The organism is uncultured Jannaschia sp., from assembly GCF_947494025.1.
In the GTDB taxonomy this organism is placed as follows: domain Bacteria; phylum Pseudomonadota; class Alphaproteobacteria; order Rhodobacterales; family Rhodobacteraceae; genus Jannaschia.
Window position 1 is genome coordinate 64,807 of the sequence record NZ_CANLTQ010000002.1, and the last position, 12,632, is coordinate 77,438.

Here is a 12,632-nt window from a genome sequence, read left to right on the forward strand (position 1 = left end):
CGGTCGGTGTCCGATCGCCGTGACCGGGGGGCGGTCGCCCCGAAGCGGCGGGGTCGCGCACCGGGACCCGCGGGCAAGCCCGCACCGCACATGGCGTTCCTGGCCGGGATCGTCCCTGCGGCGCCGGACACCGCCCTGAAGGAGCTGGACCCTGCTGGAGCCGGTCGGGGCGCCGGAGGCGGGGCGTGCCGGCGCGGCGCTCCCCGATCCACCGGGCACTAGGCACCGGGGCTTCATGCAAGGAAAGGCCTGGCCGCACGGGAGCGTCCGCGGGCCGGTATCAGGCCGGTCCGGCATGACCGGACCATGCGGAGCCAGCCTTTCAGGCGCGACAGGGCCCGTCGGCCGGTCTTCCTCCCCTCCTGGCAGATCGCCCGCGCGGCCGGAGCGCTGCCGGCGAACGGCTGTCCGGCACGACGCCGTTCGGGCGCGGGAAGCCGCGGACCGTCATCGTCGGGCTCAACCGCGACGCTGGGATCGCGCCCCGGGCTCACCCGCGACGCGATGGACCGGGCTGCGCTCGGCATCCACGTCGAGACCCGGCTCGCCCCAGCCCGGTCGCCCGCCACCGTCGCGATCCCCGTCTCCATGCCCCCGCCGACATCGGCGGCCTGTTCGATCCCGGGGAGGGCCGGAACGTCTTCAGCGCCGCAGGATACGCACTCGACTGACCGCAGACCGGTTCAGGCATCAGATACCCGCTGCTGTCACCGTGACAGCGAGAACCATCGCCTCGGCGCCTTCGTCGGATTATCGGGACAGATCGAAAGCGACACCGCTACGGCGGCGTGTCCGGATACGGCGATTCGCCGGCGAACCCGCTAGAGCAGCCAGAGCGCGGCGAGGCCGAGAAAGGCGAAGAAGCCGACCACGTCGGTCACGGTGGTCACGAAGGCGCCCGAAGCGAGCGCCGGGTCGACGCCGACGCGCTCCAGGATGACCGGGATGCCGACGCCCGCGAGCCCGGCGATGACGAGGTTGATGACCATCGCCACCGCGATCACCGCGCCCAGCATCGGCGATCCGAACCAGACGAGCCCCACGACAGCCATGATGATCGCGAAGGCCGCGCCGTTGATCGCGCCCGCGGACACTTCCCGCCGGATCACGCGCCAGAGATTCGCGCCTGTCAGGTCGCGCGTGGCAAGCGCGCGCACCGCGACCGTCAACGATTGCGTCCCGGCATTGCCGCCCATCGAGGCGACGATCGGCATCAGCACGGCCAATGCGACGATCTCGGTGATGACGCCCTCGAACTGCGAGATGACAAGCGAGGCGAGGATCGCCGTGACGAGGTTGACGGCGAGCCAGGGAAAACGGCGTCGGACGACGCCGAGGGTCCGGTTCGACAGCGATTCCTCCGCGTCGACGCCGGCCAGACGCAGGATGTCCTCCTCCGCCTCCTCGTCGAGGATGCGGATCGCGTCGTCGATGGTGATGATGCCGAGAAGACGGTCGTCCGCATCGACCACCGGCGCGGAAATTAGGTGGTACTGGTTGAAGGCATAGGCCACGTCCTTCTCCGGCTCGTTCGCCTCGAAGGTGCGAAAGCTCTCCTCCTCGATATCGGCCAGCGGCGTGTCCCGCGATGCGCCCAGCAGCTTGCCGAGCGTCACGTAGCCGACGGGACGCATCCGGGGATCGGTGAGAATTACGTGGTAGAACTGCGCCGGCAGCTCATCGGCGCCGCGCAGGTGGTCGATGGCCTGACCGACGTTCCAGAAGGACGGCGCGATCACCACCTCCCGCTGCATCAGACGGCCCGCGGAATATTCCGGATAGGTCAGCGCCTGCTGCACCGCGACGCGGTCGATATCCGTCAGCGAGGCAAGAATGGCGTCGGCGTGGCTCTCGTCCTCGAGGTTCTCGATCAGGTCGACGACGTCGTCGGTCTCGAGTTCGCGGACGGCGTCGGCCATGTCCTCGCTGGAAAGCTCGCGCAGGATCTCTTCGCGCACGCCCTCGTCGAGTTCGGACAGGATTTCACCGTCGATGCCGCCCGACCACAGGCGCAGCAGGGCCCGTCGCGGCCCCTCGTCGAGCTGTTCGAGGAGGTCGGCGATGTCGGCGCCGTGGAGCGGCTCGAGCAACGCGTCGATTGACGGTCCGTCCTCCGCCTCGATCGCCTCCTGCACCAGACGCAGGCGCGGCTGATCGAGGGCGGCCTCCTCGTCCGCCTCCTCGGGGCGTGTCAGGAGGTCGGTCTCTGCGTCAGTTCGCGGCTCCGGCTCGGTCATGGCATGTCCTCGATCGGCGGGTGTCGCGCCGTCGATAGCGCGGGCGGGCCGCGAGGGGTAGCGACCATTTTCGGTGCGGAGTAGGGGGGGCCATGACCACGCTGATCCTCGGCCAGACGCTCGCCTTCGATGCCGATCCCTTTGCCGTTCCGCCGACAGAGGCCGCGCGTCACGAGCGGCGCGGCGCGATCGCGATCGACGGCGGTCGCATCGCGGCGGCGGGGCCCGTGGACGCGCTTCTGGCCGCCTATCCGCAGGCGGACCGGATCGATCACAACGAGGCGCTGATCCTGCCCGGCTTCGTGGACGCGCATGTGCATTATCCGCAGACGGCGATCATCGCCTCCTGGGGCAAGCGCCTGATCGACTGGCTCGAGACCTATACTTTCCCCGAGGAGGCGCGATTCGGCGACGCGGAGTACGCGGCCGAGATCGCGAACTGCTACCTCGACCTCGCGCTCGCGCACGGGACGACGTCGATGTGCAGCTTCTGCACGATCCACCCCGAAAGCGTCGATGCCTTCTTCACCGCAGCCGCTTCGCGGAACATGGCGATCTGGGCCGGCAAGACCTGCATGGACCGCAATGCGCCCGAGAACCTGCGCGACACGCCGGACTCGGCCTACGACGCCAGCCGCGCGCTGCTCGAACGATGGCACGGGCGGGGCCGCGCCGCCTATGTCATTACGCCGCGCTTCTCGCCGACCTCGTCGCCAGCGCAGCTCGAGGCCCTCGGCGCGCTTTGGGCGGAGCACCCCGATTGCCTGATGCAGACGCATCTGAGCGAGCAGACCGACGAGATCGCCTGGGTCCGGAGCCTCTTTCCGGAGGCGCGCGACTATCTCGATACCTACGAGAAGCACGGACTGCTCGGCGCGCGCGGGCTTTACGGCCATGCCATCCACCTGACGGAGCGGGAACGGGACCGGCTGGCCGAGGTCGGGGCGGCGGCGATCCACTGCCCGACCTCCAACACCTTCATCGGGTCGGGCCTTTTCGACATGGGGCTGGCCGCGAGGATGCGGGTGGGCCTGGCCACCGATACGGGCGGCGGCTCGAACTTCTCCATGCTCCGGACGATGGCGGCGGCCTACGAGGTGGCGCAGCTCCGTGGAACGGCGCTGCATCCGGCGCAGCTCCTGTGGCTGGCGACCGAGGGCTCGGCGCGCGCGCTGCAGACCGAGGAGGTGGGCCGCCTCGCCATCGGCGGAGCGGCGGATCTCGTGGTGCTCGACCTCGCCTCGACGCCGGCCATCGCCCAGCGGGCCGGGCAGGCGGAGGATATCTGGGAATCCGTCTTCCCGACGATCATGATGGGTGACGACCGCGCAGTCGCGCAGACCTATGTTGCGGGGCAGGCGATGCTGCGCCGCCCGTAGCTTGGCCGTCGGCCTCGGCCGCGCAGGTTCCGCTCGCGGTGCCGGGTGCGGCGCCGCGCGCGCAGGTGATCGCCGCCTTCCGGTGTTCGCTGTAGTCGCAGTCGGCAAGGACCGGGCTCCGGCGGCCGCGAGAAGGGTTTCCATCGTCTCCTTCGGGTCCCTGGCTCCGAACGTGGTGCATTGGAACGCAATCGCGAAATGCTGACAGCATCCCGGCGAATCGACGCGCAAACGGTTGCGGGAGGGGGGCGTACGGTCGCAGACCCGCGTGCGGCGCCACGACCCGTTCAGGCGGACGACCGCCGAGGGCGATAATGGAATTTCACGACTTAACGCTTTGGTAACCCTAATTATTGATGAACGAAACGGCGGAGGTCGAGACGTGTTCGGATACTGGATTTACATATCGGAGGCGGTCTCTCGGCTACGTTCCGTCGAGGACGGACTGATCTATCTTTCCGCCCGGGCGCGGAACAGGAAACTCGGCCTGACGGGCTACCTCCATCGTGTCGGCCTGCACTACGCGCAGTATATCGAGGGTCCCGTCGGCAATCTCGATAAGATCGAGGCGATGATACGGTCCGACTGGCGCCACCGCGACATCCGAACGCTGGAGCGGGGCACGCGCCGGTTCCGCCTTTTCGACGGGTGGGACATGGCCTTCGCGGAGATCACTCCGTCCGCGATCGGTCACGCCGGCGAGGGCGGCCCGTTCCACGCCCCCTTGGTGCAGCTCGACGCGAAGGGCCTGATCGACATGATGGCGGACGCGATCGACGAAGAGCGCGGGCACGACGAGATCGGCCCAAGGGTGACCGTGAACCGTCCGCTCGTGAACGCGGGGTCCGACAACGGCAGGGTGCCCGAGCTCTGCTCCAACAACAAGTCGCAAGGCACGGACGGGCGGCCCGCTTGAGCGCGCCGGGGCGTCAGCCCTCGGCGTCGCCGAAGACGCGGACGAAGATCGTGTCGACGTGCCTGGTGTGGTAGCCCAGGTCGAACTTTTCCCGGATCTCCGTCTCCGACAGGGCGGCACGGACGTCCGCGTCCTCCAGCAGCTCGGTCTGGAAGTCGGCGCCCGCCTCCCAGACCTTCATCGCGTTGCGCTGCACGAGGGTATAGGCGTCCTCCCGGCTCACCCCGGCCTGCGTCAGCGCGAGGAGGACGCGCTGGCTCATCACCAGGCCGCGGAAGCGGTTCATGTTGGCGAGCATGTTCTCGGGATAGACGACGAGCTTGTCGATCACCCCGGTGAGCCGTGCCAGCGCGAAGTCGAGCGTGACGGTCGCGTCCGGCCCGATCATCCGCTCCACGCTCGAATGGCTGATGTCCCGTTCGTGCCAGAGCGCGACGTTCTCGAGCGCGGGCGTCACCGCGGAGCGCACGAGGCGGGCGAGCCCGGTCAGGTTCTCCGTCAGGACCGGGTTGCGCTTGTGCGGCATCGCGGAGGAGCCCTTCTGGCCCTTCGAGAAGAACTCCTCCGCCTCCAGCACCTCGGTCCGCTGCATGTGCCGGATCTCGGTCGCGACGTTCTCGACGGAGGAGGCGACGACGCCGAGCGCGGCGAAAAAGGCCGCGTGGCGGTCGCGCGGGATGACCTGCGTGCTGATCGGCTCGGGATAGAGGCCCATCTTCTTGCAGACATGCGCCTCCACGGCCGGATCGATATTGGCGAAGGTGCCGACCGCGCCGGAGATCGCGCCCGTCGCGACCTCCGCCTGCGCCGTCTTCAGGCGTCGCAGGTTGCGGTCCATCTCGGCGTAGAAGCGCGCGAAGGTGAGGCCCATCGTCGTGGGCTCCGCGTGGATGCCGTGGCTGCGGCCGATGCGGATCGTGTCCTTGTGCTCGAACGCCCGGCGCTTCAGCGCGGCGAGCAGCGCCTCCATGTCCGCGATCAGAAGGTCGGTCGCGCGGACGAGTTGCACATTGAACGTCGTGTCGAGCACGTCCGAGGAGGTCATCCCCTGATGAACGAACCGCGCCGCGTCGGCGCCCACGATCTCCGACAGGTGCGTGAGGAAGGCGATCACGTCGTGCTTCGTCACCGCCTCGATCTCGTCGATCCGCGCCACGTCGAATTCGGCGTCCCGCGCCGTCCAGACGGCCTCGGCGTTCTCCCGCGGGATCGTGCCCATCTCCGCCATGGCGTCGCAGGCATGCGCCTCGATCTCGAACCAGATGCGGAACTTCGATTCGGGGGACCAGATCGCGACCATCTCGGGCCGGGAATAGCGGGGGATCATGGCGGGCCTTTTCGTTGGGCGGACGCCGCGAGGGTTCAGGGCCGGACGGCTGGCGGCGGGGTCGCGCGCGTCATAGGATGCGCCAGCCGCCCCCGCAAGGAAGCCGCATGATCCCTGCCTCACGTCTCGCCGCGCTGGCCGGAACCTGGAGGACGCGGCGCGTCCTGCGCCACGCCGACGGGACGTGGGCGCGGTTCGCGGGCGAAAGCGTCTGGTCCCCCGACGGCACGCTGCTGCACTGCGTCGAGGCGGGCACGCTCCGGCAGGGCGGCCAACGTTTCGCCGCCCGGCGCGAAACGCTCTGGCGGGCCACGCCGCACGGGATCGAGGTGCTGTTCGCCGACGGCCGGCCGTTCCACTGCATCACCGACGACGCGGCGGCGCGGCACGATTGCGCGCCCGACCTCTACCACCTGCGCTACGATTTCGGCGCCTGGCCCCGCTGGTCGGTGCGCTGGCGCGTGACGGGGCCGCGCAAGGACTACCGGGCCCTGACGCGCTACGACCGGCCCGCGCGCGCCTGACCTCATCCGAGCGGGCAGGCCTCTCCGGTATCGCGCCAGATCGGCACGTTGAGCGACATCGCGCAAAGGGCCACGAAGACCCGGCCGCCCACGGTCAGGCAGATCCGCTCGCCCATCTCGACGCGGCCGCCGGTCGAATCGGTGCAATAGCATTCGATCGCCCGCCCGGACGGCGCGGTCGTATCCGCGAGGGCGGGCAGAGCGGCGAAACAAAGCGCGAGCGTGAGGGGTCGCATCGGCGGAACCTCCGGCCGCGATCCTAGCAGACCGGGCGCCCTTGACCTAGTCCCGCCCCCGCACCATCACGCCGCCATGAACGCGCCCGCCATCCCCGAGGACCGCCTCGACCAGATCCTCGCCCGGTTCGAGTATCTCGAAGCGCGGCTGAATGCCGGGCCGTCGTCCGAGGAGATCGGCGCGCTCACGCGCGAATACGCCGAGCTGCGGGAGATCGCCGACCGCGTCCGCGCCTTTCGCGCGCTCGACGGCCAGATCGCCGAGGCCCGTGCGATGCTTGCCGACCCGGAGATGCGCGAACTGGCCGAGGCGGAGCTGGAAGAGCTCCGGCGCGCGCGCGCGGCGGCGCAGGCGGCATTGCAGCTCGCGCTCCTGCCGAAGGACGAGGCCGATGCCCGCCCCGCGATCCTCGAGATCCGGCCCGGCACCGGCGGCGAGGAGGCCGCGCTCTTCGCCGGCGCCCTTGAGGCAATGTATCGCCGCTACGCGGAGGCGCGCGGCTGGCGTATGGAGATCGTGGAGCGGCAGGAGACCGATCTCGGCGGCGTGCGAGAGCTCGTGGCGCGGATCGAGGGCGACAACGTCTTCGCCCGCCTCAAGTTCGAAAGCGGCGTGCACCGCGTCCAGCGCGTCCCCGCCACCGAATCCGGCGGCCGCATCCATACCTCCGCCGCCACCGTCGCCGTCCTCCCCGAAGCGGAGGCGGTGGATATCGACATCCCCGCCACCGACATCCGCATCGACACGATGCGCGCGAGCGGAGCGGGAGGGCAGCACGTCAATACGACCGACTCGGCCGTGCGCATCACCCATCTGCCGACCGGCATCGTCGTCACCTCCTCCGAAAAGTCGCAGCACCGCAACCGCGAGATCGCGATGAACGTCCTGCGCGCCCGGCTCTACGAGGCGCAGCGCGCCGCCGCCGACGCCGAACGCGCCTCCGACCGCCGCGCGCAGGTCGGCAGCGGCGACCGATCCGAGCGCATCCGCACCTACAATTTCCCGCAGGGGCGCATGACCGATCACCGGATCAACCTGACGCTCTACCGCCTCGACGCGGTGATGCAGGGCGACCTCGACGAGGTGATCGACGCGCTGACCGCGGACCTGCAGGCACAGCTTCTGGCCGAGATGTCGGCGTGACCGAGAGGGAGGCGCGCGCGGCCCTTTCCTCCGCCGGCGTGCCGGACCCGGCGCGCGACGCCCACGTGCTGGCCCGCGCCGCGCCGGACGCGCGGACCCTCGCCGGCTGGATCGCCCGGCGCGCGGCGCGGGAGCCGGTCTCCCACATCCTCGGCCGCCGGGCGTTCTGGAACCACGAGTTCCGCGTCACCGCCGATGTCCTCGACCCCCGTCCGGAAACGGAGACGCTGGTGGAACAGGCGCTCGCCGCGCCGTTCGCGCGCGTCCTCGATCTCGGCACCGGCTCGGGCTGCATCCTGCTGTCGCTTCTGGCCGAACGGCCGGCGGCGACCGGGCTCGGCACCGACCTGTCGGAGGCCGCGCTCGACGTCGCGCGGGAAAACGCGGCGGCGCTCGGGCTCGCGGACCGCGCGGCCTTCCGCCGCGCCGACTGGCTCGCCGGGGTCGAGGGGCGTTTCGACCTCGTCGTCTCGAACCCGCCCTATATCGCCGAGGCGGAGCTGCCCGCCCTCGCGCCCGAGCTCGGCTTCGAACCCGCCCTCGCGCTCAGCCCCGGCGGCGACGGGCTCGACGCCTACCGGACGATCGCGCGCGACGCGCCCGAACGCCTGACCCCCGGCGGCCGCCTGATGGTGGAGATCGGCCCGACGCAGGCGGATGCCGTCTCCGCCCTCTTCGCCGGTGCCGGATTGACGGATATCGCGGTTTGTCGCGATCTGGCTGGCCGGGATCGTGTGGTTGCCGGCGGAAAAGCGGCGACTTGACGAGAATCGACTTGTAACTCGCGGCGCCGGCTTCCATAACCGACAGGCATCCAGCGGTTGACGGGCTCCGGTCCGCCCCCGGTTGCGACGCCCGACCGACACCGGACCATGACGACCCGCGGGGCGGGTCCGGCACCCGGCCATGAGACGCCCCCTGCAGATGACCAGCGGAATTTCCCACGCATGAGAAGCAGCAAGTCCCGTTCGCGGAACAAGAGCCGTAACCGTCCCCAGGGCGGCAACATCGTCAACCGCGTCTTCGACAGCTCCGGACCCGAGGGAAAGGTGCGCGGAACGCCGGCGCAGGTGATCGAGAAATACAATCAGCTTGCACGCGACGCGCAGCTGTCCGGCGATCGTGTCGCGCTCGAGAACTTCCAGCAGCACGCGGAGCACTACACCCGCATGCTCGCCGCCGCGCAGAAGGAAATGGACGCCCGGCAGCAGAACCAACAGAACTATCAGAACAATCAGCCGAGCGGCAATCAGCCGGGCGGCAACCAGCACGGCGGCCAGCACGGCGGCGGAAACCAGAACGACCGCCAGAGCGGGTCGCAGGGCCAGTCCGACCGGCAGAACGACCGCCAGCCCGCCGAGGCGCAGGGCGCCGACCGGCAATCCGACACGCGCGGCGACGAGCGGCACGAGAACGCCCGGACCGAACGTCAGGCCCCGGAGCAGGACGCGCCGGCCGACGCGCCGCGGAGCGACGACGCGGCCGCCCAGGGCGAGCCGCGCAATCGCCGCAAGCCGGGCCGGCCGCGCAAGACGCAGACCCCCGTCGAGCCGGTGGACGCCGCCACGGTGATCGACGCCCCCGATGCCGAGACCGGTCCGGTCGAGACGCCGGAATCGCAAGTTGTCGAGGACGGGCCCAAGCCCGAAAAGCCGAAGCGCGGCCGGCCCCGCAAGAAGGCGCCCGCCGTCGAGACGCCCAAGTCGGACGAGGGCCAGACGCCGAGCGAGACGACCTCGGAGGGCTAGCGCCCTAGCCGAACGTCCGGGCCAGCGCGCACCAGCCCTCGACCGGCACCTGCTCGGCCCGCGCGGTCGGATCGAGCCCGGCGGCGCGCAGCCGGTCCTCGATATCCGGCGCCAACCCCTTCAACGCCGCGCGCAGCATCTTGCGCCGCTGGTTGAACCCCTTCGCCACCACGCGCTCCAGCACGTCCGGCTCGGCCGGAAAGCGTGGCTCCGGCAGCGCGGTCAGGTGGATCACGGCGGAGGCGACCTTGGGCGGCGGGGCGAAGGCCTCCGGCGGAAGCGTCAGCACGATCCGCACCTCCGAGCGCCATTGCGCCAGTACAGCGAGCCGTCCGTAGGCCTTGGAGCCCGGCGCCGCGACGATGCGTTCCGCGACCTCCTTCTGGAACATCAGCGTCAGGCTCTCCCAAGCCGGCGGCCAGTCGCGGGGCGTGAGCCAGCGCACGAGCAGTTCCGTCCCGACATTGTAGGGCAGGTTCGCGACCACGCGCCACGGCCGGTCCAGCCGCATCGCGACGTCCACGTCGAGCGCGTCGCCCGCCACCACTTCGAGCCGCCCGGGATAGGCCGCCGCGATCTCCGCCAGCGCCGGCAGGCAACGCGCGTCCTTTTCCACGGCCAGAACCCGGCGTGCCCCCTCGGCCAGAAGCCCGCGCGTCAGGCCGCCGGGGCCCGGCCCCACTTCCAGTACGGAGGCGCCGTCGAGCGGTCCCGAGGCGCGCGCGATCCGTGCCGTCAGGTTGAGGTCCAGCAGGAAGTTCTGACCCATCGACTTCTTGGCGCGAAGCCCGTGGGCGGCGATCACCTCGCGCAGCGGCGGCAGAGAGTCGATCCGGCTCACGTCGTGCGGCCCCGCGGGCGATCGTCGGGCGCAGGCGACGCGCGGCGGCTGTTTCCGCCGCGCCGACGCCCCGTTTTCGTCCTGGTCCGAATACTCATCGGACGCTCGCCACGGGGGACGGCCGGCCCTGCCGCCGATGCGCCATGTCCCAGGCCATTCGCAGCGCCGCCGCCATCGACGTCGGATCGGCGCGACCGGTGCCCGCGATGTCGAAGGCCGTGCCGTGATCGGGCGAGGTGCGGATGAAGGGCAGGCCCAGGGTCACGTTCACGCCTCCGGCGAAGTCGATCGTCTTGATCGGGATGAGCGCCTGGTCGTGGTACATGGCCACCGCGGCGTCGTAGGTCCGCCGCGCTTCCGCGTGGAACATGGTGTCCGCGGACAGGGGGCCGAAGCATCCGAGCTTGGGGCCGAGGCGCGCCACGAGCGGTGCGATCCAGTCGACCTCCGCCCGTCCCATCGTGCCGCCCTCGCCGGCATGGGGATTGAGCCCGGCCACGGCGATCCGCGGCGCGGCGATGCCGAAATCGCGGCGAAGCCCGGATTCCGTCACACGCAGCACGGTCTCGAGAAGCGGGGGCGTCAAACGCGCCGGCACCGCCTCCAGCGCGACATGGATCGTGGCCGGCACGACGCGCAGCTCGGAACAGGCCAGCATCATCACCACGTCCGCCCCGTCGGCGAGCGCGGCGAGGTATTCGGTATGCCCCGGATAAGCGAAGTCCGCCCCGTCCTTCAGCGCCTTCTTGTGGATCGGCGCGGTCACGATGCCGCCGGCCTCTCCGGTCTTCGCCAGCGCGACCGCCCGCGCGATGGCGGAAACGACGCCCGTCGCCTGCGCGGGGTCGGGACGGCCGGGCCGCGCGGGGCCGGGAATGTCGTGCGGCAGGATGCAGAGCGCGTCCGCGCGCGCGTCCGTCACCGTGTCGACCACGCGGACCGCGACGCCGTGGCCCGCGAAATGGTCGGGATTGCCCAGCACGACGAACGGCACGTCCGCGACACGCGCCCGCGCCTTCGCGACGACCTCCGGCCCGATCCCCGCCGGCTCGCCGCAGGTGACGACGAGCGGGGCGGGGCCGTCAGCGGGTGACGACGGCATCGGCGCGAAGCTCGGCAAGGTAGCCGTCGGCGAGGCCGGTCAGGCGCTGGTTCAGGATCTGCTGGCCCACGCGCTCGAAAGCGTCCTCGGACGTGGCGACCTGCCGTTCGCACAGCATGACGACGCGAAGATAATCGCCGCGCGTGAGCAGCGTGGACACCTCGCCCGGATCGAGTTTCGCGAGCTCCTGACGCAGGTCGGCCGGCAGGGCGTCGGGCGCCGCGTCCTGACGGGTCAGCGTCCCCTCCGGCCGGCCCCGCGCCTCGCCGTAGAGGTCGTCGCAGACATCGACGCGCGCGTCGAGCGCGGCGGCCGCTTGCAACGCCGCCACGCTCCGGCCGCCGGGTATGAGGTATTCGGCGTAGTCGATCCGCTCCACCGTCGCGGCGCCGGCCTGATCGTCGAGGTCGCGAAGCAGGAACAGGCCGATGAAGTTGCCCAGATTGATCGGCTCCGTCACCTCGCCCGGCGCGAGCGTCAGGACTTCCCCGGCGATGGGCGGCGCGAGACCGGCCAGCGCGAGCCAGTCGACGCGCCCGCCCGTGCGCGCGGAGGAGGCGCGCGAATAGGTCCGCGCGGCGTCCTCGAAGGCGGCCTGACCCCGCAGGGTTCCGGACAGGCGCTCGGCCAGCGCCTCCACCTCGGCGCGGTTCTCGGGCGTGAAGGGCAGCGCGATCTCCGAAAGCAGGACGCGGATCTCGCCCTCCGGCCCGCGATCCACGATCCGCCGCACCTCGCGGTCCTCCGGCCGGGCACGCTCTCCGAACCGGGCCTGCACGAGACGGCGCCAGTAGAGGCCGCTCCGCACGAAGTCCTGAAACGTCTCCGCGGCCACGCCGGCGCGTTCGAGCTCGGCCGTGAACGCCTCCGCCGACAGGTCCGCCCGACCGGCGAACTCGGTCATGCCCTCGGCGAGCTCCTCCTCGGTGACCTCGATCCCCGCCAGCCGGGCCGCCTCGACCTGCAGCGTCTCGTCGATCAGCGTGTCGGTCACGCTCGCCCGGTCGGTGTCGGGCGCGCGCAGGAGGGACAGGAACTGCGCGCGCTGGTCGACGGCGTAGTTGGTCACCACCATGCCGTTCACCGTCGCGGCCGCGGCGAAGGGCTGCTGCGCGGCGGCGGGCCCGGTCGCGGTGCACAGGGCGACAAGCATCGCCGCCAGAAGTCTCGTCATCGCC

The 12,632-nt window shown here is 70.9% G+C and carries 12 protein-coding genes; 6 read left to right on the forward strand and 6 right to left on the reverse strand.

Translation table 11 applies throughout. The features are described from left to right. Positions 1-821 precede the first annotated feature (821 nt). Positions 822-2,237, reverse strand: a complete 1,416-nt coding sequence (gene mgtE / locus Q1B08_RS03985) for a magnesium transporter (protein WP_299815103.1) — start codon at positions 2,235-2,237, stop codon at positions 822-824. 92 nt (positions 2,238-2,329) lie between these two features. On the opposite strand from mgtE, the gene guaD reads away from it, so the two are divergent. Then, positions 2,330-3,616 (forward strand): guanine deaminase, encoded by a 1,287-nt coding sequence (guaD, locus tag Q1B08_RS03990; RefSeq protein WP_299815106.1) that lies wholly within the window; start codon positions 2,330-2,332, stop codon positions 3,614-3,616. A 382-nt stretch (positions 3,617-3,998) separates the two neighbouring features. Beyond that, positions 3,999-4,532, forward strand: a complete 534-nt coding sequence (locus tag Q1B08_RS03995) for a BLUF domain-containing protein (RefSeq protein WP_299815109.1) — start codon at positions 3,999-4,001, stop codon at positions 4,530-4,532. A 13-nt stretch (positions 4,533-4,545) separates the two neighbouring features. On the opposite strand, the gene purB is transcribed toward Q1B08_RS03995, so the two are convergent. Beyond that, positions 4,546-5,859, reverse strand: coding sequence for an adenylosuccinate lyase (gene purB, locus Q1B08_RS04000; RefSeq protein WP_299815112.1), 1,314 nt, complete (start codon positions 5,857-5,859; stop codon positions 4,546-4,548). A 107-nt stretch (positions 5,860-5,966) separates the two neighbouring features. Between purB and Q1B08_RS04005 the strand changes: the two genes are divergently transcribed. Further along, positions 5,967-6,383, forward strand: a complete 417-nt coding sequence (locus tag Q1B08_RS04005; RefSeq protein ID WP_299815115.1) for a DUF6314 family protein — start codon at positions 5,967-5,969, stop codon at positions 6,381-6,383. 2 nt (positions 6,384-6,385) lie between these two features. On the opposite strand, the gene Q1B08_RS04010 is transcribed toward Q1B08_RS04005, so the two are convergent. Beyond that, positions 6,386-6,619 carry a hypothetical protein gene (locus Q1B08_RS04010; protein WP_299815118.1) on the reverse strand — a complete coding sequence of 78 codons (234 nt, stop codon included), beginning with the start codon at positions 6,617-6,619 and terminating at the stop codon, positions 6,386-6,388. 76 nt (positions 6,620-6,695) lie between these two features. Between Q1B08_RS04010 and prfA the strand changes: the two genes are divergently transcribed. From prfA to Q1B08_RS04025, 3 genes are all read left to right on the forward strand, one after another. After that, the gene (gene prfA / locus Q1B08_RS04015; protein ID WP_299815121.1) at positions 6,696-7,763 is read left to right on the forward strand and encodes a peptide chain release factor 1; all 1,068 of its coding nucleotides are present in this window, start codon (positions 6,696-6,698) and stop codon (positions 7,761-7,763) included. Next, the gene (gene prmC, locus Q1B08_RS04020) at positions 7,760-8,527 is read left to right on the forward strand and encodes a peptide chain release factor N(5)-glutamine methyltransferase (RefSeq protein WP_299815124.1); all 768 of its coding nucleotides are present in this window, start codon (positions 7,760-7,762) and stop codon (positions 8,525-8,527) included. Before prfA ends, prmC begins: the two co-directional genes overlap by 4 nt. A gap of 183 nt (positions 8,528-8,710) precedes the next feature. Then, complete coding sequence (locus tag Q1B08_RS04025; protein WP_299815127.1) at positions 8,711-9,511, forward strand: DUF4167 domain-containing protein; 801 nt, start codon at positions 8,711-8,713, stop codon at positions 9,509-9,511. Between the two features lie 4 nt (positions 9,512-9,515). On the opposite strand, the gene rsmA is transcribed toward Q1B08_RS04025, so the two are convergent. From rsmA to Q1B08_RS04040, 3 genes are all read right to left on the reverse strand, one after another. Next, a complete protein-coding gene (gene rsmA / locus Q1B08_RS04030; RefSeq protein WP_299815130.1) occupies positions 9,516-10,352 on the reverse strand; it encodes a 16S rRNA (adenine(1518)-N(6)/adenine(1519)-N(6))-dimethyltransferase RsmA in 837 nt (278 codons plus the stop codon). A gap of 94 nt (positions 10,353-10,446) precedes the next feature. Beyond that, positions 10,447-11,454, reverse strand: a complete 1,008-nt coding sequence (gene pdxA, locus Q1B08_RS04035; protein WP_299815132.1) for a 4-hydroxythreonine-4-phosphate dehydrogenase PdxA — start codon at positions 11,452-11,454, stop codon at positions 10,447-10,449. After that, on the reverse strand, positions 11,435-12,628 hold the full coding sequence (locus tag Q1B08_RS04040) for a peptidylprolyl isomerase (RefSeq protein WP_299815135.1): 1,194 nt from the start codon (positions 12,626-12,628) through the stop codon (positions 11,435-11,437). The genes pdxA and Q1B08_RS04040 overlap by 20 nt, the downstream gene beginning before the upstream one ends. Positions 12,629-12,632: the final 4 nt, after the last annotated feature.

What these genes read in the sequence shown, in the direction of transcription:
- mgtE (WP_299815103.1), bottom strand. Translation starts at nt 2,237, where the DNA reads ATGACCGAGCCGGAGCCGCGAACTGACGCAGAGACCGACCTCCTGACA.
- guaD (WP_299815106.1), top strand. Translation starts at nt 2,330, where the DNA reads ATGACCACGCTGATCCTCGGCCAGACGCTCGCCTTCGATGCCGATCCC.
- purB (WP_299815112.1), bottom strand. Translation starts at nt 5,859, where the DNA reads ATGATCCCCCGCTATTCCCGGCCCGAGATGGTCGCGATCTGGTCCCCC.
- Q1B08_RS04005 (WP_299815115.1), top strand. Translation starts at nt 5,967, where the DNA reads ATGATCCCTGCCTCACGTCTCGCCGCGCTGGCCGGAACCTGGAGGACG.
- Q1B08_RS04010 (WP_299815118.1), bottom strand. Translation starts at nt 6,619, where the DNA reads ATGCGACCCCTCACGCTCGCGCTTTGTTTCGCCGCTCTGCCCGCCCTC.
- prfA (WP_299815121.1), top strand. Translation starts at nt 6,696, where the DNA reads ATGAACGCGCCCGCCATCCCCGAGGACCGCCTCGACCAGATCCTCGCC.
- Q1B08_RS04025 (WP_299815127.1), top strand. Translation starts at nt 8,711, where the DNA reads ATGAGAAGCAGCAAGTCCCGTTCGCGGAACAAGAGCCGTAACCGTCCC.
- pdxA (WP_299815132.1), bottom strand. Translation starts at nt 11,454, where the DNA reads ATGCCGTCGTCACCCGCTGACGGCCCCGCCCCGCTCGTCGTCACCTGC.
- Q1B08_RS04040 (WP_299815135.1), bottom strand. Translation starts at nt 12,628, where the DNA reads ATGACGAGACTTCTGGCGGCGATGCTTGTCGCCCTGTGCACCGCGACC.